Below are 21,429 nucleotides of genomic sequence, written 5' to 3'. Positions count from 1 at the left end.
CCCCTCACCTGCCTGCCGGCATCCTCTCCCCGTAGAACGGGGAGAGGGGCGCCGTCATCGACGATTTCGCCTCAGAGGCCGTTGTCCTTCAGGATCTGAGCCGAGTTTTCCTTGGTGATCTTCTCCGTCGGCAAGGTGATGGTCTTTTCGACCTTCTCGCCGTTCAGGAACTTGATCGCCTGCCGCAGCCCTTCGGCGCCCGGCGTCACATAGGTGAAGGTCGCCGTCAGCTCACCATTGTTGACCAGCGTCACGCCTTCATTGGGCAGGCCGTCGATGCCGATGAACTTGATGTCCTTCTCGCGTCCGGCATCCTTGGCGGCAAGATAGGCGCCGTACGCCATCGGGTCGTTGTGACCGTAGACGAGGTCGATCTTCTCGTTGTTGCGCAGCGCCGTGGCCATGATGTTGTAGGCCTGATCCTGTTTCCAGTCGCCCGACTGCTGGTCGAGTAGGTACTTGATGCCCGGCTCCTTGTCGGTGAATTCATGGAAGCCGTCATGGCGGTCATGTGCTGGCTGGGTGCCCATGCCGCCCCAGATCTCGACGACATTGCCCGCGGCCTTGCCCTTGCCGCCGAGCAGCTCGACGGCGTATTCACCGGCAGCCCGGCCGATCAGCTTGTTGTCGCCGCCGACGAACTGCGTGTAGTCCTTGGTTTCGACATTGCGGTCGAGCACGAAGACCGGGATCTTGGCATCGATCGCCTGCTGCACGACGCCGGTCAAGCCGGCGGATTCCTTCGGTGACACCAGCAGCGCGTCGACTTCCTGACGGATCAGGTTCTCGACATCGGCGACCTGCTTTTCGGTCTTGTCCTCGCCGTCGGTGACGATCAGCTCGACTTCCGGATGCTTGGCGGCCTCAGCCAAAATGTCCTTGTTGAATTGGGCGCGCCACGGCTCGATGGTCGTCACCTGCGAGAAGCCGATCTTCCACTTCTTGTCCTGCGCGTAGGCGTTGCCGCTGGTCAAAAGCGCGGTCGTGGTCAGCAGCGCCGCGGTGACAGCGGCAAGCTTCAACATGTCACGTCGTTTCATTTCTTGTTTCCTCCAAGATTTAGAGACGGGGTCTCTTTTGACGGCCGCTTTGCTGCGGTCGTTTCTTTGTGCGCCGCTTTTCCACCAGGCAGGCGCAGATAGAAGAGAAGATCAAAGGCATTGCGCTCCTGCACGAGCACGGTGCCGATGATGATCATCCCCTTCAGCACGAGCTGAAGGTTCGAATTGATGTTGTGCAATTGCAGGATGTTCGAGAGCAGTCCGAAGATCAGCACGCCGCAGAATGTGCCGATGAGGCTGCCGCGTCCGCCCATCAGGCTGGTGCCGCCGATGACCACGGCGGCGATCGCATCGAGCTCCAGCCCGGCGCCGGCATCCGGCTTGCCTTGCCTGTACTGTGCGACATAAAGCACTGCCGCAACGCCGGCCAGCAATCCGGATACGGCGTAGGTCGCGATCTTGACGCGGCCGGCGGCAATGCCGGACAGCCGCGCCGCCTCTTCATTGCCGCCGATGGCGTAGACATAGCGGCCGAACGGCGTGAAGCGCAGCACGGCGCCGTAGATCAGGATCGCTCCGAGGAAGAACAGGCCAGGCATCGGGATCACGCCGAAGACCAGCGAGCGCAGAATCTCGAAATCCGCGGTGGCGTTCGACCCGGTGTAGACCGGCAGCACCGCATTGTTCTGGCCGGCAGTCAGCCGGGCGATGCCGAGCGCCGTCACCATCATCGCCAGCGTGACGATGAAAGGCTGAAGCCGCCCGGCAACGATGATGAAGCCATTGAGCGCGCCGAACAGCAAGCCGACGCAAGGCGCCACCAGCAACACGCCGAGCACGCCGAATTTTGAGCCTACCTGTGGCAGCAGGAACCACAGCACGAGACTGCAGAGGACCACCCCGACAATGCCGGGCGTGACCAACCCACGAACGCTATCCAGCCTGATGTCGTGCGTGGCTTGCGAGCCGGCGCGGGATTTTTCGATGTTCAAGAAGATGAAGCGGGTGACCAGGATGCCGAGGCAAAGGGCGACCACGGCAACTGTCGGCACCCCCAGCACCACCGCCGGCGTGACACCCGGAACCGTCAGCAGCATGGCGCAGACCACGGTGCAGATCGCCATCAGCGAGCCGACGGAAAGATCGATGCCGCCGGTGATGATCACCGCCGTCATGCCGGTGGCGATCAGGCCGGTGGTCGACACCTGGCGCAGCACATCGAGCAGATTGCCGTAGGACAGGAAGATGTTGTTGCCCTTGGAGCTGATCGGCGAGCCCAGCACGCCGATCAGGAAGATGGCGATCAGGCCCCAATAGAGCTTCGTCCGGGACAGGATGTTCAAGATGCTCATGCGGCAGGCCTCGTCATGGTTCGGCGCGGCGCCGCAAGCCGCATGATGGCCTCCTCGCTGGCTTGCGCGCGCGAGAGGATCCCCGTCTGGCGACCATCGGCCATAACCAGGATGCGGTCGGAAAGATGCAGCAGCTCCGGCAATTCCGAGCTGATGACGGCGATGGCGAGCCCGTCTCGCGCCAGCTTGAAGATGAGATCGTAGATCTCGCGCTTGGCGCCGACATCGATGCCGCGTGTCGGCTCGTCCAGCAACAGCACCCGCGGCCGCGTCGCCAGCCACTTGCCGATGACGACCTTCTGCTGGTTGCCGCCGGACAGCGTGCCGGCCGGCTGCTCGATGGTCCCGCAGCGAATGCCGAGCGCCTTGACGGCGTGCCGCGCTAGGCCTTGCTCGCCGGCTAGAGAGCGAAGGCCGAACCGCGCCAGCGCGCCGACCAGCGGCAGCGCGACATTGTCGGTGATCGACGCCTGAAGATGCAGGCCTTGCGTCTTGCGGTCCTCTGTCACCAGGGCGATGCCGAGCCGGCGGGCGTCGCGCGGCGAACGGATTTCCACCGGCATGCCGTCGAGCCGGATTTCGCCGCCGGCGCGTCCGCCGCTGGAACCGAAGATGGTCTCCAGGATTTCGGTGCGTCCCGAGCCCAGCAGCCCGCCTATCCCCAGAATTTCGCCTTCGGCAAGATCGAAGCCGACGCCGTCAAGCGCGGTCCGCCAGCCGTGGCGGTCGGGTTTCGACAGTGACAAGCCACTTACGGCGAGGACGACCTTGCCGCTGGGGCCGCGCTCCTCCTGGGAAGAGGCAAGCAGGCTTCGCCCGACCATCGCCGAAATGATGGTGTCTTCGTCGAGCCTTGCCATCGCCTCGGTCAGCACGTGGCGTCCATCGCGAAACACGGTGACCCGGCTGGCCAGATGCATGACCTCGTCGATGCGGTGCGAGATGTAGACGATCGCCACGCCGCTGTCGGCGAGCTGGCGGATGATCCGGAACAGCCTTTGGCATTCGGCCGGCGAAAGCGCTGATGTCGGCTCGTCCATGATCAGGATGCGCGCCGACATCGACAGCGCCTTGGCGATCTCGACCAGCTGCTGCTCGCCGACGCGCAAGCTGCCGACCCGCGCCTCCGGGTTGAGCTCGATGCCGAGCCTCTGCAGCAGCGCGCCGGCGGCGTGGCTGCTTGCCTTGCGGTCGACGATAAGTCCGGCGATCAGCTTTTCGCGCCCTAGGAAAATGTTGTCGGCAACGCTGAGCTCGGGGACGAGATTGAGTTCCTGGTGGATGATGGCGATGCCGGCGTGCTCGGCGTCGCGGACGCCGGCGAAACGGACCGGATGGGCATCGATATTCACCGTTCCGTCGTAATCCGTGTAGACGCCGGAAAGGATTTTCATCAGCGTCGACTTGCCGGCGCCGTTTTCCCCCATCAGCGCATGGACTTCGCCGCACCGCAGGTCGAAGCCGACATCGACAAGGGCGGCGATGCCACCAAACGTCTTGGAGATGTGCTCGGCGCTCAAAACCACGGCCGAGCGGCCGGCCGCAGCCGCATCATCTCCGGACGTGATGGAATTGCCATGCTCCATGACAGAACGGCCTCCCTTCCGCCGTCGTCGAACGTCTCAAACGCTAATCTAAACGTTTCGATCGTGTCAAGCTGATATCTGGTGAGGCCGGTGAACGAATTTCAATTCTTGCGCGGAACCGCAAGATTCCGTAGATATTGCAGCCAGAAGGCGGTGAAACGTTTCGAAAATGATGGCGTCAGGGCGAAAAAAGCAGCGGAAGTCCACGGCCCCGACCATGCTGCACGTGGCTCAAGTGGCGCGTGTTTCGGTCGCCACCGTCTCAGCGCTGATCAATGGCACCGCGACTGTCAGTCCCGAACTCAGCCAGCGCATCGAACAGGCGATCCGCGACATCGGCTATAAGCGCAACGCGATCGCCCGCAGCCTGAAAATGGGGACGACCCGCACCATCGGGCTTACCGTTCCCCATATTACCAATCCGTTCTTCACCGATGTCGTGTCGGTCATCCAGCAGGCATTCGACCGCGCCGGCTACGCGGTCATGCTGTGCTGCACGGACGAGGATCTCAACACGCAGGACGACCAGATCAGGCTGCTGCTCGACCGGATGGTCGACGGGCTGATCGTCGCGCGCGTCGGCGACGGCGCGATCCTGAAGAGAATTGTCGATGACGCCAACGTGCCGGTGGTGCTGCTCGACCGTGTCTGCGAAGGCGTCGATACCGACACCGTCGTCCTCGACAACCAGCGCGCGGTGTTCGACGCCATCACCTATCTGATCGATCTCGGCCACCGGCGGATCGGCTACATCTCAGGATCGTTCGACATCTCGCCCATGCATGACCGCATGACGGGATATCGCGAGGCCCTCCAGGCTGCCGGCCTGCCGGTCGAGAACGAGCTTATCCGCTTCGGCAATTTCCATGAAGTCGACGGCTACAACGCGACGATGCAGCTGCTTTCGCTGCACGACCGCCCGAGCGCGATCTTCTCGGCCAACAATCCGATGGTGATCGGCACCATGAAGGCGATCCGCGACATCGGGCTGTCCTGCCCGGAGGATATTTCGGTTGCCTGCTTCGACGATTTCCCATGGTCGGACGTGTTCCAGCCGCAACTGACCACGGTCGCCCAGCCGGTGCAGGCAATCGGCGAGCAGGCGGCCAATCTGCTGCTCGACCGGCTCGCCGGAAATAGGGACGCGCCGCCGCGCAAGCTGGCGCTCAAGGGACGCCTGATGATCCGCAATTCATGCCGGCCACTTGGGCCGCCCTTGGGCGCGATCGCACAAAGCGTCAGCGCCTGATGCATGTCGCCCAAAAGTGTGCAGCGGTTTTGGGATAACGACATGCATCAAATAAAAAGACCGTCAGGCCGCTTGTGACAGCGATTTGTGGGCTTCGGCCAGGATCTCGAAGGATCGCACCCGCGCCGCGTGATCGAAAATCTGGGCGGTGACCATCAGCTCGTCGGCGCCGGTGCGGCGGACGAACGCTTCTATGCCTTGCCTGACCGTTTCCGGGGCGCCGACGACGGCGCAGGACAGCGCCTGGCCAAGCATTGTTTTGGCCATTGCGTCGAGGTCGCGCTCATATCCCTCGACCGGCGGCGGCAATCGGCCGGGCCGGCCGGTGCGCAGATTGACGAAGGCCTGCTGCAGCGAGGTGAACAACAGCCGCGCCTCGGTGTCGGAGGGTGCAGCGAACACATTGAGACCGAGCATGACATAGGGCTTGTCGAGCTGTTCCGACGGCTGGAAGCGCGAGCGGTAGACTTCCAGCGCGTGGTCGAGCTCGGCCGGTGCGAAATGCGACGCGAAGGCGTAGGGCAGGCCGAGCATGGCGGCGAGCTGCGCGCCATAGAGGCTTGAGCCCAGGATCCAGATCGGCACCTGCTCGCCCTCGCCGGGCACGGCTCGGATACGCTGACCGTCCTCGGCCGGCTGGAAATAGCCCATCAGCTCGACGACATCCTGCGGGAAACTGTCGGCGCCGGCCTCGAGGTTGCGGCGTAGCGCGCGCGCCGTGCCCATGTCGGTGCCCGGCGCCCGGCCGAGGCCGAGGTCGATGCGCCCTGGATGCAATGCGTTAAGCGTGCCGAACTGCTCGGCGATGACCAGCGGCGAATGGTTGGGCAGCATGATGCCGCCGGCGCCGACGCGTATCGTCCTGGTGCCGCCGGCGACATGGGCAATGACGACGGAGGTGGCGGCGCTGGCGATGCCCGGCATGTTGTGATGCTCGGCCAGCCAGTAGCGCTTGTATCCCAGCCGCTCGGCATGGCGGGCGAGATCGAGCGAATTGGCGAGCGATTGCGAAGCGTTGCTGCCTTCGACGATCGGCGACAGGTCGAGAACGGAAAGAGCGGTCATGGCGGGGATCCTGTGGACGGGAGGGATGTAGGAAGCGACCGCCACGGCCGCAAATTCAAAAAATTGAACAGACGCCGCGCGTCCAGGCAGGTGCAAAGGACGCTCTGGCATTTTGAATTCGAGGTCCTCCCGGAACTTATCCCGGTTCCCGGATCATGCGCGCCGCCGACGCGTATCGTCCTGGTACCGGCGACATGAGCAATGACGACGGAGGTGGCGGCACTGGCGATGCCCGGCATGTTGTGATGCTCGGCCAGCCAGTAGCGCTTGTATCCCAGCCGCTCAGCATGACGGGCAAGATCGAGCGAATTGGCGAGTGATTGCGAAGCGTTGCTGCCTTCGATGATTGGCGACAGGCGGTCATGGCGACTTAAGCCTCCAGGATTTTCTTCTGTCGCGCCATGGCCTCGAAGGCTGCACGGTCGGGAATGGCGATTTCGAGCGGGCCTTCCAGCACGTCGGCGAGTTCGGCGGCTGTCGCTATCTCCATCTGCTCGGTACGGCCGCCGAGATGATGCGTCGACAGCCGGTTGTTGCGGAGCGCATAACGGCGGCCCGGCAAGGCTCGTGCGGCGATTACGGAGGAAAGGAAGTGCGAGGTTGGGTGGGTCGACAGGAAATGGTTGCTGACCGAATAGTCGACCTCATAGTTCTGCTGCATGTCGAAGCGGTAAACTGTCCGCCAGTCGCCGCCGACATTGGCCTGCAGCCGAAAATGATCGCCTGTCTCAACCATGCGGAATGTCTCATGTGGGGTCTTTTGCTCGAGACCCGGTCGAAGCAGGAGCGGCGCTGTCAGTGTCAGTCCGCCGAAGCCGACATCGGCAATGTAGGTTCGGCCGTCGAGTTCGACGCGCAGCAACATATGGCTCCGGGCGGTTATGGCTTCATCGGGCTGGCCCCAAAGAACGCGTGCGGCAAGGCCGCTGACGGCGAAGCCAAGCGCCTTCAGCACATGCATGAAAATGAGATTGTGCTCGAAGCAATAGCCGCCGCGACCCCGAGCGACGATCTTTTCCTGCAGCGAGGCGAGATCGAGACGAACCGGGTGGCCTAGAAACGGATCGAGATTTTCGAACGGGATCGCCTGCGGGTGTAAGAGATGGAGCGACTTCAGCGTTTTCAGCGAAGCGTCCCTCAAGCCGGTATATCCGATGCGGGCGAAATAGGCGTCGATGTCGAAGGAGATATCGGTCATGGAAGGGAGCCAGGCTTTGACCAGCTCGATATAGGCATTCAATCCGGGCGCCGCAAACGCCGCGTGCCGGTTTGCGCTGCAGCGCTGTTCGTCTCCTCGATGAGTTCTTCCTCAACCACCGCAGTATGCTGCGCCGCCAGGAAATTGCCGACATGGCTGAGGCTGTCGAAATGATCGCAGAACACCTTGATGACGACCAGCAGCGGCACCGCCATCAGCGCGCCGACGAAACCCCACAGCCAGGACCAGAAGGCAATAGCGATGAGGATCGCCACCGCATTGATCTCGAGGCGGCGGCCAACCACCGTCGGCGTCACGAACTGGCCCTCGACGGTATCGCACAACAGCACGAAGGCCGGCGCCAGCAGTGCGTAGGAGATGCTGTCGAAGCTGATCAGCGAGATGATCGTGACAAGCGTGATTGTAATCAGCGCCCCGATATAGGGCAGGAAATTGAGCAGAGCCGCTGCCGCGCCCCAGACCTGCGGGTTGGGCACGCCGAGTGCCCAGAGGCCGAGTCCGATGACCAACCCCAGGCATGTATTGATGACGGCGACGGTGAGCAGGTAGTGCGAGATTTCACGTTCGACGTCATAGACGACGCGCAGTGCCCGCTTCTTTTCGCTGAGACTAGGGAAGGATTCGACGATCTTCTCATAGAACATCGTGCCGGAGGCGAGCAGGAACAGCGACAGGACGAAGACGATGATGAGGCTGGTGCCTGCCGACAGCAAATTGCTGGCGGCTTGCGGGAGAAGGCCGGATTGCGCCATGGCTACCCTCTGAACGCCCGGCTCCTGGGATGTCTGCGTCAGCCCCTCTATCTGCCGCGAAATCTCCATGATCCTTTCGAAAGGGCGCCGCAGTTGCGCGAGCCGTTCGGTCAGCTGCTGGCCAATCACCGAGGTGTTGTTGATGAGATCAATGACTGGCCCGCTGAGTAGATATCCTGCGACGGCGACGACGCAGAACGACAGCAGCACCAGCAATGTCGCCGACATCACGTCGGGCAAGCCGTGTTTGCGCAGGAAGCGGACGATCGGCGTCAGCGTCAGCGCCAGCAGGAAAGCCAGAATGACCGGCATGAAGAAGGCACGAGCGAAGGAGAGCGCGTAGATCGCCATAAGGATGAAGATGCCGACGAGCAGCGAACGCATCAGATGCGTGTCCGCCCGCGCCTCGACGCGCGGATCCGGGCTTTCGGCAGCGCCTGCGCCCAAAGCGGCGGGGTCGGCTTTCATTCTGGCCCTCGGCGGCACACCGCGATTGGTGTACGCTGTTGGCGGAAACGCCTTTGCGGCTTCAAAGTTCCGTTAGAGCGACGTGCGTCCACTTGGACGCACAAAGCACGCTCTAACACTTTGAATCTACGCATCGTGCTTTCCGAAAATCGATTCCGATTTTCGGGCCGATGCGTTAGCCGGCGTTGATGGCAAGGCCGTACTGCGCCCTTGCCAGTGAATCAGGGCCGATGAATCAGGCGGCCGGCGCGGCCACGGCAGGGATGGTCTTCGCCGTTTCCTTGCGCACGATCGGCGCGACCTTGGTGCCGTAGAGCTCGATCGCCTTCATGATCTTGGCGTGCGGCATGGTGCCGATCGCCATCTGCAGCAGGAAGCGGTCGTTGCCGAAGATCCTGTGCTGGGCAACGATCTTTTCGGCCACCTGTTCGGGATTGCCGACGAACAGTGCGCCGTTCGGGCCACGCGACTGGTCGAAATGCGCCCTTGACGTTGGACCCCAGCCACGCTCGCGGCCGATGCGGTTCATCACCTCGGCCTGTGGCCCATAAAAATCGTCGGCCGCTTGATCGGTGGTCTCAGCGATGAAGCCGTGGACGTTGAGGCTGGTGGCGAGATCAGCCGGATCGTTGCCGGCCCGTTTGGCCGCCTCCCTGTAAATGTCGAACAACGGCGCGAACCGTGCCGGCTCGCCGCCGATGATGGCCAGCGCCAGCGGCAGGCCGAGCGCACCGGCCCGCGCGGCCGATTGCGGCGTGCCGCCAATCGCGATCCAGATCGGCAATTTGTCCTGGAAAGGGCGGGGATAGACGCCGCGATCGTTGATCGGAGCGCGCAGCCTGCCCGACCAGGTCACCTTGACGCTATCGCGGATGGCAAGCAGCAGGTCGAGCTTTTCGGCGAAGAGTTCGTCATAGTCTTCGAGATTGTAGCCGAACAGCGGAAAGGATTCGATGAACGAGCCGCGCCCGGCCATGATCTCGGCGCGGCCACCGGAGAGAAGGTCGAGTGTCGCAAACTGCTGGAAGACGCGAACCGGATCGTCGGAGGAAAGCACGGTGACCGCGCTGGTCAGCTTTATGCGCCTGGTGCGTTCGGCGGCCGCGGCCAGGGCCACGACTGGCGCTGAAGCTGCATAATCGGGACGGTGATGCTCGCCCAGCCCAAACACGTCGAGGCCGACCTGGTCGGCCAGCTCGATCTCCTCGATCAGGTTGCGCAGCCGCTCATGCGCGCCAATGGCGCCGGGACCCGGTTCCGGGCTGACCTCGGCGAAGGTATAGAGACCGAGTTCCATCATGTGTCATCCTGGCGTTTTGTTTTTCGCGCTACAGGTAGCGACCAGTCCGCCGCGCCGCCAGAGGGGCGGATGGTGAACAGTGCATGTCCGTTTCAGCCGAATTCAGCCGAAAAGGCGTCTCCCGACTGCAACAGCTCAGAATTTCATGGCTGGCATACCGTTTTGGCGCTTGAACTCTGGGTTTTCACGCGTATGTAAGCCTCGCAAATTGACTCCAGGGAAGTGGACTTGGCTATCTATAGGGAAAAAGACGTTTTCGAGCGGCGCAATGCCGCAAACGAGGCAAAGAAGGCGCTTCTCGAGCGCTTCAAGGCAAAGCCGGCAGCAGACGATCCAGCAGTGCTGGCACGACAGGCCGAACGCAAGGCAATCCTCGAAGCTCGTGCGATACGCGAGGCCGAAAAGGCCAGGCTGAAGCAGGAAAAGCTGGCGCGCGAAGCGGCCGAGAAGGCCGAGCGCGAAGCGGCTGCCGAAGCAGCGCGTATCGCTGCCGAAGAAGCGGCGCAGGCGGAAGCGAAGATCCGGGAAGCCGAAGAGAACGAGCGCATCGCTCGTTTGCTCGCCGACGAGGCCGAGCGCAAGGCTAAGCGCGACGCGCGCTATGCGGCGCGCAAGCAGCGCACCGGCAGGACGCCCCCGGGCTTTTCGGCTCGCTAGCGCTCCTACAGCGCGATTTCACCAAGCAAATTCAGGGCCGCCTTGCAGCGGCCCTGAAGGCGTTTGTGTTGCAATCTTGCAGCCAAACTAGGCCGCGAGCTTCAGCCCCATGATGCCGCAGACGATGAGCGCGATGCAGGCCAGCCTGATCGCCGTCGCAGGCTCGCCGAGCAGCCAGATGCCAAGCAGCGCCGTGCCGACTGTGCCGATGCCGGTCCACACCGCATAGGCCGTGCCGACCGGCAGCGTCTTCAGCGCCAGTCCGAGCAAGGCGAGACTGACGACCATCGAGACAACCGTCAGGACCGTCGGCAGCGGTTTCGAAAAGCCATCGGTGTATTTGAGGCCGATCGCCCAGCCGATCTCGAACAGGCCAGCGAAGAAGAGAAGAATCCACGACATCGGAACGCTCCATTGAATTGCGGGTCGTCCCGGTCTTTTCGGAAAGCGCGAAGTCGTCTTCGCTGCATTGATATAGAAATTTCGGGTGCCCAATCAACAACAGCGCCGGCGGCATTTCAGGACCAATCGCTGACTGTCGATTGGTCCTGAAATGCCGCCGGTCATGGCCTTGCGCCGAAACGCCGAGACTTACCTGTCCTTGAGTTTGGTCGCCTTGACGGGCGGCGCCTTCAGGGTCGGGGCAGCGGCGGGTTTCTTCGCGTCCTTCTTCGGCTTGCGGGCTTCTTTGCCCGCCTTCATCGCACCTTTAGCCATGATTCGTCCTCCGATTGTGGCAAGCGAAATGAACCAAGAGAAACGCCCGACCGCAAGAGGCATAATCTGGCGCCTGTGCCGGCCGGCGGCCGCCAAGCGGTTTCTAATTCGCTCGTAAACCGCGTTGGTCCGTGCGATGATCTTTTTGCCCTGCAGCAACAGCCCGTGCCTTCGCCGGGTGTTGATCCGGCAGGCCGGTCAGGACGACAATGCGAATCCACATCGGCTGCGAGATGAGCTTCGACTTTCCGCAGGAAGCGCCGCTGATCGCGATGCTCAACGTCCACTATTCCCGGGCGTCCGATCTCGAGCGACCGGATTTCCTGACCTCGAACCCACCGGTGCCGATCGAGAGCTACCGCGACAGTTTCGGCAATTGGTGCAACCGTCTTGTCGCCCCGCCCGGTCGCTTCACCTTCGGCACGGACGCCGTGATCCGCGACCCGGGAACCTTCGAGTTGGGCGAGCTGGTGGCGTGGCAGCACGAGGTGCGCGACCTGCCGTCGGAAACATTGCTGTTCCTGCTGCCCAGCCGCTATTGCGAGAGCGACGTGCTGGCGAGCGAGGCATGGCGGCTGTTCGGCCACACACCGCTCGGCATTCCACGCGTTCAGGCGGTCTGCGACTTCGTCCACAACCACATCATCTTCAATTACGGCAATGCGCGGCCGACGCGCACGGCAGCCGAGGCATATCGTGAGCAAAGCGGCGTCTGCCGCGATTTTGCCCATCTCGCCGTCGCCTTCTGCCGCGCCCTGAACATCCCGACCCGCTATTGCACCGGCTACATCAGCGACATCGGCCTGCCGAAACCGTGGTCGGACATGGATTTCGCTGCCTGGATGGAGGTCTATCTCGGCGGCCGCTGGCATGCCTTCGATCCGCGCAACAATGCGCCGCGCATAGGCCGCATCCTGATCGCCTCCGGCCGCGACGCAGCCGATGTGCCGCTGACTCATATTTTCGGGCCGGGCACGCTGGCCGGTTTCAAGGTCTGGACGAACGAGATCGTCGATTAGGCCGTGTGGACAGTTACCGCAACCACAAGACAATAGCCGCGAGAGTGACAACGGCGGTAATTGCGGGCGGTTTTCTCGAGCGGGTTGCGACCCAGCGGAACTGCTTGAGTTTGGAGGAGCAGCACTCGGCGAGATGATGCTGGGCATAGAGGTGCCCTGACAGTGGGACAGTTTCTAGAGAACCTAAAAAGCGGCGGGCTTGCTTCGGATGGTTAAGGCCAGGAGCGCCTCCGAAAGTCGTTTCTTCGCCCGCTCGACCCCGTTCTCGTCGATTGCCTCAACATCGAGGAACAAGTCGAGGCCAGTCGCGTGCTCGCTGATGACCTGAGGGCGCTGGGCCAGTTCACCCAGGAGGCCCTCGACTTCGTAGGGGACAACCTCCCGGCTGATCCCCTTCATGGCAATCGGTGCTAACGGACGCGCCCGGACAAGGTCGCGAACGAGCGCGTAAGTCTCATAGCTGAGGCAGATGCCGCCGGGCTCGGCAATCGACTGCAGACGGGCCGCCAAGTTCGCTTCGGCTCCGATGATCGTGTAGTCCATCCGATCATCGGAACCGAAGTTCCCAACATTGCAATAGCCCGTGTTGATGCCCATGCGAGCTCGGAAGGGCCGTTCAACTCCGCGGTCACGCCACACCCTGTTCAACTGCTCCAGCCGACGCTGCATGTCGACAGCCATGCGCAAGCAGGCTCTCGCGTCTTCCTCGATGCCTTGCGTCTCCGGGTCTCCGAAGAACACAAGAAGCGCGTCGCCGATGAACTTGTCGACGGTGGCGCCGTGTTTGAGCGCGATCCTCGACATCTCGGTGAAGTACTCGTTGAGGAGAACCGTCAGGTCCTCGGGCTGGAGCCGTTCCACGATCGCGGTGAAATCCTTGACGTCGGAGAAAAAGATCGTGAGCTTCTTGCGCTCGGTCGCGATGGTGACGTCCTTCTGGCCGCTGAAGATGCTTTTGTAAATTTGAGGCGAGAGGTATTTGGCGATCTTCAATGAAATCGCGGCCAGGAAGTCGTTTGCCTCGGAAAGCTCCTTGTTGATGCCCTGAACCAAGGCGGACTGCCGACGCTGCAGGAGAATGAACGTCAGGCCCGCCGCCGCCGCGAAGCCGAAATATAGGAGCAGATACTTGAAGGCGAGGACGTTCGCAGCGATAGGCTGATTGACCGATATCTCCTGGATCCCTCGGACATCCCCTACCTTCCAGTCCGTCTTGGGGCTGTCCGGGTGTGAGTTATGGCAGGTCACGCAGACTTGTCCCATTACAACGGGGGCCGCGGCGCGGACGTGCCGGTCAAACAGCGAACCCGAGACTTCGATGATCGGCTCCCTCGGGTTGGCACGCAAAGCAAAGATTGCATTCCGCTCGAATAGATCGAGCTGGTGGGGGTCGCGACCTTTAAAAGGTAGATCGGAGACGAACCGATATTTGACGGACCCGTCGTGAGCGCTGATGCGCTTGCCGAGTTCGATCGAGAGGGTTGCTGGAATAGGGATCGCACCTGGCACGTCCCGGTAGTTGTGCGTCGCGGTCACGGCGTCGTCTGCTTGCAGCACGCGTCCCACGACGTCGCTGCCGTAAAATCCGCGCATTTCGTCGATGATCCGGCTGATTTCGCTGGCTTGCGTGCGCAGCATCCGTTCCGATAGGTCTCGGAGGTCGAGCCAGGCTGCGACGGGCAGGCCTATAAGGCCGATGACCACTGCCGCCACCAGGAGCGGTCCCATGGTGCGCTGCTGACGCGCAATCTGTTCACCCAGTCCAGCCATTGTGCCAGCGCCCGGCAGTCACTAGTATCTGAACTATATCTCATTCCCGGCACGGTACCTAGCGTCAGTCTTGGCTCGATGAAAACACGCCAGCCCTGCAACGACGGACCGACCTTGGCGGTTGTGGCTAAGCCCCCACGTTCACAGCGGATTTCGCATACTGGCGCGCCCGGCCAACTGCGGACTGTTCTCACGCTTGGAGGAGGAATGCTCAAGTCCGATTGATGGCGCCCGAGCCGGTTGCCAACGAGGACCATTTGTCGGCGCCCGAGATCGAGACCTGCGTCGAACGCATCGAGGCACGGCTGAAGACCGAGATGCCCGAGGTCACGCGACTGTTCGTCCGCGGAACCTGAGCCCGCCGGCTCAAGGCCATAGAGGCCGCGTCGGGACAAGCGCCGGACTAGAGGCCTGCCGTTGCAAGGTTCGCCTGCCGCGCTGCCGCATCAACTCGAATGTCGGAGTCGATTTCGGAAAGCATGATGTGTAGATTCAAAGCATTACACCATACTATGTGTCCAAACGGGCGCACGTCGCTCAAGCATTGCCGAACGGATTTTGGGAGGAATGAAGATGAAAATCGACGGTGGGTGTCATTGCGGGGCCATCACCTACGAGGCGGAAGTCGATCCGGAAAAGACCAATATCTGCCACTGCATCGATTGCCAGCAACTGACTGGAACGGCGTTTCGGGTGACCGTGCCGGCGTCGGAGGATCATTACCGGATCACCAGGGGCACGCCGAAGATCTACATCAAGACCGGGTCGAGCGGCGCCAGGCGCGCCCAGGCTTTTTGCGGCGAGTGCGGTTCGCATCTCTATGCCACGTCGGTCGGTGACGGACCGAAAGTCTACGGCATCAGGGTAGGCACGGCGCGTCAGCGCGATGAACTGGTGCCGAGACGGCAGTTGTGGCATCGCTCGGCGCTACACTGGCTGCCGGACTTCGAAGGCACAACGATCGTCGAGGAGCAGTAGCTCTCAGTCGTCGCCTTCGACGACCCTAAGTCTCAGCTGACCGGTCTTGGAGTCGGCGACGCGCGCACCCGCTTCGACCTTCGCGCCGTGTGTGGTCTCGGCCGATCCGGCGTCGCCCTCCGTCGGCTGCGCGCCGAACTCCAGCGCCTCGATCTTCTGGCCGCGCTTGGTCACCTTCGACGTCGAGACGAGGATGTCGTCGATATCCTTGGCCGACTGGCCGAAATGGCTCTGCAGCTTGCGCACCCGTTCGTCGAGGCGCGAGACATCCTCCATCAGCCGGATCACCTCGCCCTGAATCAGATGCGCCTGCTCGCGCATGCGGGCGTCCTTGAGGATCGCCTGGATGACCTGGATCGACAACATCAGCAGCGACGGCGAGACGATGACGATGCGGGCGCGGTGCGCCTTGTGGACAATCCCCTCGAAATTCTCGTGGATCTCGGCAAACACCGATTCCGACGGCACGAACATGAAAGCGGTGTCCTGCGTCTCGCCCTGGATCAGGTATTTTTCTGATATATCGCGGACATGCACCTCGATATCGCGCCGAAACGCTTGTGCGGCGGCCTTCTGCAAATCGACGCCTTCGGCGGCACGGATGGCGTTCCAGGCTTCCAGCGGAAACTTGGCGTCTATGGCAAGCGCCGGCGCGCCGTTCGGCATCTTCACCAGGCAGTCGGGCCGGCTGCCGTTCGACAAGGTCGCCTGGAATTCGTAGGCGCCGTGCGGCAGGCCGTCGGCGACGATCGCCTCCATGCGCGACTGGCCGAAGGCGCCGCGCGTCTGCTTGTTGGAGAGGATCGCCTGAAGCTGAACGACCTGGCCGGCCAGCGACTGGATGTTGCCCTGCGCGATATCGATGACCGCCAGCCGTTCCTGCAGCTTGGCGAGGCTCTCATGCGTCGATTTCGTCTGCTCGGTCATGGTCTGGCCGAGGCGGCCGGTCATCGCGTCGAGGCGTTGGCCGATCGACTGTGTGAGTTCGGCCTGCCGCGCCCCGAACACTTCGGCGATGGCGCCCATGCGGCCCTGCATCTCGGCCTGGCTTTGCAGGATGCCGGCCATCCGCGCCTCGGCGTCGCGGGCGTGGTCGGCGGCTTCCGCAGCCGCCACTGCACGCGCCTTGGCCGACCGCCACAGCGCGACGACCAGCGCCACGAACAGGCCCAGAAACAGGATCGCGCCGAATGCCAATGCGTGGCCGAGCGTGATCGTGGTGGCGCCGAGCCGGGCGATTGGTTCGGACAGGATTGATGTCAGGTCGTTCATATGGACAGCATAGATGATTCTCCCTGACGGCACAGATCAAAACGTGAACGGCGCTTCAATTGCCCCGGTTGACGCTTTCCGTGCGACGTCTTAGGTGAGACGCCATGTCGATCAAGCCTCTCATCATTCTTCCCGATCCCGTCCTGCGCCAGGTTTCGAAACCGATCGAGCGCGTCGACGGCGCCTTGCGCAAGCTCGCCGACGACATGCTGGAGACCATGTACGATGCGCCGGGCATCGGCCTGGCGGCGATCCAGGTCGGCGAACCGTTGCGCATGCTGGTGATCGACCTCGCCAAGGAAGACGAGACGCCGGCGCCGCATGTCTTCATCAACCCCGAGGTTCTCGACAGCGCCGATCAGCGCTCGGTCTACGAGGAGGGTTGCCTGTCGATCCCGGATTACTATGCCGAGGTCGAGCGCCCCGCCGCCGTGCGTGTGAAATATCTCGATCGCGACGGCAAGCTGCAGGAGATCGAGGCCGAAGGGCTGATGGCGACCTGCCTGCAGCATGAGATAGATCATCTCAACGGCGTTCTGTTCATCGACCACATCTCGAAGCTGAAGCGCGACATGGTGGTCAAGAAGTTCAAGAAGCTCGCCAGGGACAAACCATCAGGCAGCAAGGCGCCGGGCAAGTTGGTGGGATAGGGCTCAAAAATGCCCCTGCGCGTCGTTTTCATGGGTACGCCCGAATTCTCGGTGCCGACGCTGCGGGCGATCGCGGAGGCCGGGCATGAGATAGAAGCCGTCTACACCCAGCCGCCGCGCGCCGCAGGTCGCCGCGGGCTGGAACTGACGCCATCGCCGGTGCAGCGCGAGGCGGAGCGGCTGGGCGTCGAGGTGCGGACGCCGGTGTCGCTGAAGAGCGAGGCCGAGCAGCAGGCGTTCCGCGCCTTGCGGGCCGACGTCGCCGTGGTCGTCGCCTATGGATTGCTGTTGCCCAAACCCATCCTCGAGGCGCCGCGGCTCGGTTGCCTCAATGGCCACGCGTCGCTGTTGCCGCGCTGGCGCGGCGCCGCACCCATCCAGCGCGCCGTCATGGCCGGCGATGCCGAGACAGGCATGATGGTGATGCGGATGGAGGAAGGTCTGGACACCGGTCCGGTGGCGATGATTGAAAAATGCGCCATCGGCCCCGATATGACGGCCGGCGACCTGCACGATCGGTTGATGCTCATTGGTGCCGCGCTGATGGCGGAAGCGCTGGCACGGCTGGAACGGGATGCCCTGACATTTACCGCGCAGGCGACGGTGGGGGTGACCTACGCCAAAAAGATCGATAAAGCGGAGACGCGCGTGGACTGGACGCGGCCTGCTGGCGAAGTCCACGATCATATTCGCGGCCTGTCGCCCTTTCCCGGCGCATGGTGCGAGACCGAAATCGGCGGCCGCCTGGAACGGCTGAAACTGCTTCGCTCGACGCTTTCGCAAGGCGCCGGCGAGTCGGGAGGAATTCTCGATGACCGCCTGACGGTCGCCTGCGGGTCAGGCGCCATCAGGCTGGTCGAAGTTCAACGTGCGGGCGGAAGGCCCATTGCCGCGCAAGAGTTTCTGCGTGGGGCCAAGCTCGAAAAAGGAACGAAATTCTCATGAGCATGATGTCGATACGCGCGGCGACGCCGCGGGACCGCGAGGCGATCCGCCTCGTCGAGGAACACGCATTCGGCCAGCAGGCGGAGGCCGGACTGGTCGACGCGCTGGTCACCGGCGGCGATGCCGTCGTCGAGCTGGTGGCGGACGAAGATGGGCAGGTGGTCGGCCACATCCTGTTTTCCAGGCTTTTCGTGCAAAATGGCGGCAAGAGCTTCCCGGCGGTGGCGCTGGCGCCTTTGGCCGTCGAGCCGTCATTCCATGGCACCGGCATCGGCGGCGCGCTGGTCCGCGAGGCGCATATCCGCCTCAAGGACGCCGGCGAGGTGCTGGCGGTGGTGCTTGGCGATCCCGCCTATTATGGCCGCTTCGGCTACAGCCACGCACGCGCCGAAAAATTCGAGAGCGAATATCAGGGCGACGCGCTGCAGGCGCTGGCCTGGGGCGAGGCGCCTGAGACCGGCAAGCTGGTCTACGCTTCGGCCTTCGGCTCCGCGCTCGCCGCCTAACCTCATCCTGCTTTAGGAATGCCGCGTTTTCGCCTGGACATCGAATATGACGGCAGCCTCTATGCCGGCTGGCAGCGCCAGGCAGACCAGCCTTCGGTGCAGCAGGCGATCGAGCAGGCGATCGAGAAATTCTGCGGCGAGCAGGTCTCGCTGCGCGGCGCAGGCCGCACCGATGCCGGCGTCCATGCGACCGGCCAGGTGGCGCATGTCGATCTCGTCAAGGCGTGGCCTGATGACAAGGTGCGCGATGCGGTCAATGCCCATCTGCAAGCGGCCAAGGCGCGCATCGCCGTCCTCAAGGCGGCTGTCGTGCCTGATAGCTTCGACGCGCGTTTCTCGGCAATCGGCCGCCACTATCTCTACCGCATCGTCAACCGGCGCGCGCCGGCAGCGCTCGACAAGGGCAAGATCTGGTGGGTGCCGACGCGGCTCGACGCCGAGGCCATGCACGAGGCGGCAAAAGTGCTGCTGGGGCGGCATGATTTCACTACGTTCCGCTCGACCCAATGCCAGGCCGACAGCCCGATCCGGACGCTTGATCGGCTGGATGTCAGTCGGCTGGGTGACGTGATCGAAGTGCGAGCCTCGGCGCGCTCGTTCCTGCACAATCAGGTGCGCTCGATGGTCGGTTCGCTGAAGCGCGTCGGCGAAGGCGGCTGGACAATTGCCGACCTGAAGGCGGCGCTCGATGCGCGCGACCGTGCAGCCTGCGGCCAAGTTGCGCCGCCCGACGGACTTTTTCTCGTCGGTGTGGATTATCCGAAAGTCGATTAAGCGGGCGCACCGATGCCGAGCAGCGCCTGCAGGCCGAACAGAACGACCAGCGACGCCACGAACATGCCGGCGAAGACGGCGGTGCCGACAGCTGCGCCCCTGCCGATGGCGATGTTTGTCATCCGCCAGGTCAGGACCATCGACAGCGCAAACAAAAGCAGCGACGCCAGTACGGCGAACTCGTTGGTGGAAGGCAGGAAAAGCCTGATCAACGCCGACGGCAGCATCATCCAGGCGATGATCGCCGACGCCCAGTTGCTGGCGACGACATAGTGGACGAAGCGCCCGCCAATGCCGGCACGCGGCGCGATAAAGGCAAGGCCGACAAGCGGCAGTACCCAGGCGCCAATGTCGACCGTCGCCAGACGGATCAGCATGCTGAAGCGCCCCGCGAATGCATCCGGATCGCCGATCTCGTTGGCAAGGCCGACCCAACCGACGATCAGCGCCGGTGCCGCGACGATGATGGCGAAGAAGGAATTCCAGAAACCGTCGGCCGAAAGGTCGAGCAGGCGCAGCCCGTCGGCCTTGCCGAGCATCAGTCGCCAGGCGCCGGTCAGGGAAGCATAGGTTTCGTCCGACGAAAGCATGGTTACGATATGCCTCGCTCGAACCAGTCTTCGATGAAGCGCTGATAAATTTGCGTCAGCGTCTCGAGGTCGGCAAGCGCGACGCGTTCATCGACCATGTGCATGGTCTTGCCGACCAGCCCGAACTCGACCACCGGACAATAGTCCTTGATGAAGCGGGCGTCTGAGGTGCCGCCGGAGGTGGAAAGCGCCGGCTTCCTGCCGATCACCGCCTTGACCGAGCCGCTGAGCGTCTCGATCAGCCGGTCGTCGCGAGTGAGGAAGACGTGGCTCGGCCGATCGCGCCAGAGGAGCTCGTAATCGACCGGCGTCGTCTTGCCGGTCCGGTATTTCTTGCGCTTCGCCGCCTTGTCGAGACGGTTGTGGATTTCCGCCTGGATGGTCTCGGCGGTCCATGTGTCGTTGAAGCGGATGTTGAAGGTGGCGGTCGCCTTCGCCGGAATGACATTGGTGGCCGGATTGCCGACGTCGATCGAGGTCACCTCCAGATTGGTCGGCTGGAAATCCTTTGTGCCCTCGTCGAAGACGGGGTGCAGCAAGGCGTCGACCAGCGTCATCAGGCCGCGCACCGGGTTGTCGGCAAGCTGCGGATAGGCGGCGTGGCCCTGCCGGCCGTTGACGATGATGCTGCCGGACAGCGAACCGCGCCGGCCGATCTTGATCATGTCGCCCAGCGCATCTGGATTGGTCGGTTCGCCGACGATAGACGCATCCCACTTCTCGCCCTTGGCGGCTGCCCATTCGAGCAGCTTTGTCGTGCCGTTGATGGCCGGCCCTTCTTCATCGCCGGTGATCAGCAGCGAGACCGAGCCTTTCAAGCCGCCCTTCGACTCGATATGGCGCGCCACCGCGGCGATGAAACAGGCAATGCCGCCCTTCATGTCGACGGCGCCGCGGCCGAACATCTCGCCCTTGGCAATCTCGGCGGCGAAAGGCGGATGAGTCCATGAAGCTTCGTCGCCGACCGGCACCACGTCGGTATGCCCAGCGAACATCAGATGCGGACCGTTGCCGGAGCGCCGCGCATAGAGATTTTCGATATCGGGCGTGCCGCCTTCCGAAAACACCGGGCGCTCGACGGAAAAGCCGAGCGGCTTCAGCATTGTTTCGAGCGTGCTCAGTGCTCCGCCTTCAGCGGGCGTCACCGAGGCACAGCGGATAAGGGCGGCTAGATTTCTGGCGGGATCGGAAGGCAACGTCATGGGCAAAAGCGATAGTCGAAAGCGTAAGGCCTGTCACGGCCAGACATAAGGGCCAGCCATCCCGCCGACATTATGGTTTTCATGTCGTATAGTCGCAGGCCAAGGCAGCATCATCGGATGGCCAACGAGGACAAAAGGATCGTCATTGCCGGCGCCGGCAGCATCGGCTGCTATGCCGGCGGCTGTCTCGCGCTCGCCGGGCGACGGGTGATTCTGCTGGCGCGGCCGCGCATCGAAGAGGCCTTGCGGAAGGACGGGTTGCGGGCCACCGAGCTGGCGCGGCGCATGCTTGCGATCGATCCCGAGGCACGCTCGTCGATGTGGGACGATCTGCAGCGCGGCCGGCCGACCGAGATC

Annotated in this window: 21 protein-coding genes and 4 pseudogenes; 10 read left to right on the top strand and 15 right to left on the bottom strand. The window is 63.0% G+C overall.

Features of this window, described 5'->3' with window-relative positions; translation table 11 throughout:
- Positions 1-71 precede the first annotated feature (71 nt).
- Genes EN885_RS13445 through EN885_RS13435 form a run of 3 tightly spaced genes read right to left on the bottom strand, consistent with a single transcriptional unit; the run spans position 72 to position 3,939 of the window.
- Positions 72-1,040, bottom strand: a complete 969-nt coding sequence (locus tag EN885_RS13445; protein ID WP_127291257.1) for a substrate-binding domain-containing protein — start codon at positions 1,038-1,040, stop codon at positions 72-74.
- Positions 1,037-2,353 (bottom strand): ABC transporter permease, encoded by a 1,317-nt coding sequence (locus EN885_RS13440; RefSeq protein ID WP_126104071.1) that lies wholly within the window; start codon positions 2,351-2,353, stop codon positions 1,037-1,039. Before EN885_RS13440 ends, EN885_RS13445 begins: the two co-directional genes overlap by 4 nt.
- Positions 2,350-3,939 carry a sugar ABC transporter ATP-binding protein gene (locus EN885_RS13435; RefSeq protein WP_164759102.1) on the bottom strand — a complete coding sequence of 530 codons (1,590 nt, stop codon included), beginning with the start codon at positions 3,937-3,939 and terminating at the stop codon, positions 2,350-2,352. Before EN885_RS13435 ends, EN885_RS13440 begins: the two co-directional genes overlap by 4 nt.
- Before the next feature lie 217 nt (positions 3,940-4,156).
- Between EN885_RS13435 and EN885_RS13430 the strand changes: the two genes are divergently transcribed.
- On the top strand, positions 4,157-5,188 hold the full coding sequence (locus EN885_RS13430; protein ID WP_095485077.1) for a LacI family DNA-binding transcriptional regulator: 1,032 nt from the start codon (positions 4,157-4,159) through the stop codon (positions 5,186-5,188).
- Positions 5,189-5,251: 63 nt separating this feature from the next.
- Here EN885_RS13430 and EN885_RS13425 read toward each other — a convergent pair whose 3' ends face one another.
- The 5 genes and pseudogenes from EN885_RS13425 to EN885_RS13405 form a co-directional block, all read right to left on the bottom strand.
- Positions 5,252-6,253 carry an LLM class flavin-dependent oxidoreductase gene (locus EN885_RS13425; RefSeq protein WP_126104069.1) on the bottom strand — a complete coding sequence of 334 codons (1,002 nt, stop codon included), beginning with the start codon at positions 6,251-6,253 and terminating at the stop codon, positions 5,252-5,254.
- A gap of 164 nt (positions 6,254-6,417) precedes the next feature.
- Positions 6,418-6,609: pseudogene (locus EN885_RS13420) on the bottom strand (LLM class flavin-dependent oxidoreductase); the annotation flags it as partial.
- 14 nt (positions 6,610-6,623) lie between these two features.
- Entirely contained in the window at positions 6,624-7,451 is an 828-nt protein-coding gene (locus tag EN885_RS13415) for an arylamine N-acetyltransferase (RefSeq protein ID WP_127204504.1), read from the bottom strand.
- A 38-nt stretch (positions 7,452-7,489) separates the two neighbouring features.
- Positions 7,490-8,692: an AI-2E family transporter gene (locus EN885_RS13410; RefSeq protein WP_127204503.1), complete on the bottom strand. Its 1,203-nt coding sequence runs from the start codon at positions 8,690-8,692 to the stop codon at positions 7,490-7,492.
- Positions 8,693-8,927: 235 nt separating this feature from the next.
- A complete protein-coding gene (locus EN885_RS13405; RefSeq protein WP_128241711.1) occupies positions 8,928-9,989 on the bottom strand; it encodes an LLM class flavin-dependent oxidoreductase in 1,062 nt (353 codons plus the stop codon).
- A 231-nt stretch (positions 9,990-10,220) separates the two neighbouring features.
- Between EN885_RS13405 and EN885_RS13400 the strand changes: the two genes are divergently transcribed.
- Positions 10,221-10,649, top strand: coding sequence for a DUF6481 family protein (locus EN885_RS13400; protein ID WP_023801556.1), 429 nt, complete (start codon positions 10,221-10,223; stop codon positions 10,647-10,649).
- Positions 10,650-10,736: 87 nt separating this feature from the next.
- On the opposite strand, the gene sugE is transcribed toward EN885_RS13400, so the two are convergent.
- Together sugE and EN885_RS33585 are read right to left on the bottom strand one after the other, a co-directional pair.
- A complete protein-coding gene (gene sugE / locus EN885_RS13395; RefSeq protein WP_095484562.1) occupies positions 10,737-11,051 on the bottom strand; it encodes a quaternary ammonium compound efflux SMR transporter SugE in 315 nt (104 codons plus the stop codon).
- Positions 11,052-11,240: 189 nt separating this feature from the next.
- Complete coding sequence (locus EN885_RS33585; protein ID WP_164897838.1) at positions 11,241-11,525, bottom strand: hypothetical protein; 285 nt, start codon at positions 11,523-11,525, stop codon at positions 11,241-11,243.
- A 50-nt stretch (positions 11,526-11,575) separates the two neighbouring features.
- Between EN885_RS33585 and EN885_RS13385 the strand changes: the two genes are divergently transcribed.
- The gene (locus EN885_RS13385) at positions 11,576-12,385 is read left to right on the top strand and encodes a transglutaminase family protein (protein ID WP_095484561.1); all 810 of its coding nucleotides are present in this window, start codon (positions 11,576-11,578) and stop codon (positions 12,383-12,385) included.
- 13 nt (positions 12,386-12,398) lie between these two features.
- Here the strand turns inward: EN885_RS13385 and EN885_RS13380 are convergent.
- Positions 12,399-12,551 (bottom strand): annotated as a pseudogene (locus tag EN885_RS13380) (IS5/IS1182 family transposase); the annotation flags it as partial.
- Between the two features lie 17 nt (positions 12,552-12,568).
- Positions 12,569-14,155, bottom strand: coding sequence for an adenylate/guanylate cyclase domain-containing protein (locus EN885_RS13375; protein ID WP_126104065.1), 1,587 nt, complete (start codon positions 14,153-14,155; stop codon positions 12,569-12,571).
- 248 nt (positions 14,156-14,403) lie between these two features.
- On the opposite strand from EN885_RS13375, the pseudogene EN885_RS13370 reads away from it, so the two are divergent.
- Both EN885_RS13370 and EN885_RS13365 read left to right on the top strand, forming a co-directional pair.
- Positions 14,404-14,511 (top strand): annotated as a pseudogene (locus tag EN885_RS13370) (cation transporter); the annotation flags it as partial.
- A gap of 217 nt (positions 14,512-14,728) precedes the next feature.
- A complete protein-coding gene (locus EN885_RS13365) occupies positions 14,729-15,133 on the top strand; it encodes a GFA family protein (protein ID WP_095485074.1) in 405 nt (134 codons plus the stop codon).
- Between the two features lie 3 nt (positions 15,134-15,136).
- Here the strand turns inward: EN885_RS13365 and EN885_RS13360 are convergent, their stop codons facing one another.
- Entirely contained in the window at positions 15,137-16,405 is a 1,269-nt protein-coding gene (locus tag EN885_RS13360; protein ID WP_127204501.1) for a DNA recombination protein RmuC, read from the bottom strand.
- Positions 16,406-16,509: 104 nt separating this feature from the next.
- Between EN885_RS13360 and def the strand changes: the two genes are divergently transcribed.
- The 4 genes from def to truA are packed head-to-tail and all read left to right on the top strand — an operon-like array spanning position 16,510 to position 19,280.
- Positions 16,510-17,055, top strand: a complete 546-nt coding sequence (gene def / locus EN885_RS13355) for a peptide deformylase (RefSeq protein ID WP_077374507.1) — start codon at positions 16,510-16,512, stop codon at positions 17,053-17,055.
- Between the two features lie 9 nt (positions 17,056-17,064).
- Positions 17,065-18,000 carry a methionyl-tRNA formyltransferase gene (gene fmt, locus EN885_RS13350; RefSeq protein ID WP_128241607.1) on the top strand — a complete coding sequence of 312 codons (936 nt, stop codon included), beginning with the start codon at positions 17,065-17,067 and terminating at the stop codon, positions 17,998-18,000.
- Positions 17,997-18,506, top strand: coding sequence for an N-acetyltransferase (locus EN885_RS13345; protein ID WP_095484556.1), 510 nt, complete (start codon positions 17,997-17,999; stop codon positions 18,504-18,506). The genes fmt and EN885_RS13345 overlap by 4 nt, the downstream gene beginning before the upstream one ends.
- Before the next feature lie 18 nt (positions 18,507-18,524).
- Positions 18,525-19,280 (top strand): tRNA pseudouridine(38-40) synthase TruA, encoded by a 756-nt coding sequence (truA, locus tag EN885_RS13340; protein ID WP_127204500.1) that lies wholly within the window; start codon positions 18,525-18,527, stop codon positions 19,278-19,280.
- Here the strand turns inward: truA and EN885_RS13335 are convergent.
- Complete coding sequence (locus EN885_RS13335) at positions 19,277-19,870, bottom strand: transporter (RefSeq protein WP_126104061.1); 594 nt, start codon at positions 19,868-19,870, stop codon at positions 19,277-19,279. The two genes, truA and EN885_RS13335, sit on opposite strands and share 4 nt — an antisense overlap.
- 2 nt (positions 19,871-19,872) lie before the next feature.
- Positions 19,873-21,072: a succinyl-diaminopimelate desuccinylase gene (dapE, locus tag EN885_RS13330; protein WP_127204499.1), complete on the bottom strand. Its 1,200-nt coding sequence runs from the start codon at positions 21,070-21,072 to the stop codon at positions 19,873-19,875.
- Positions 21,073-21,144: 72 nt separating this feature from the next.
- Here dapE and EN885_RS34840 point away from each other — a divergent pair.
- A pseudogene (locus EN885_RS34840) lies at positions 21,145-21,408 on the top strand (2-dehydropantoate 2-reductase N-terminal domain-containing protein); the annotation flags it as partial.
- Positions 21,409-21,429 lie beyond the last annotated feature (21 nt).

The sequence above is a fragment of the Mesorhizobium sp. M6A.T.Cr.TU.014.01.1.1 genome (genome assembly GCF_004022765.1).
Lineage (GTDB): Bacteria > Pseudomonadota > Alphaproteobacteria > Rhizobiales > Rhizobiaceae > Mesorhizobium > Mesorhizobium mediterraneum.
The sequence above is the reverse complement of the archived record's forward strand: the minus strand, read 5'-3'. Positions and strand labels throughout refer to the sequence as shown.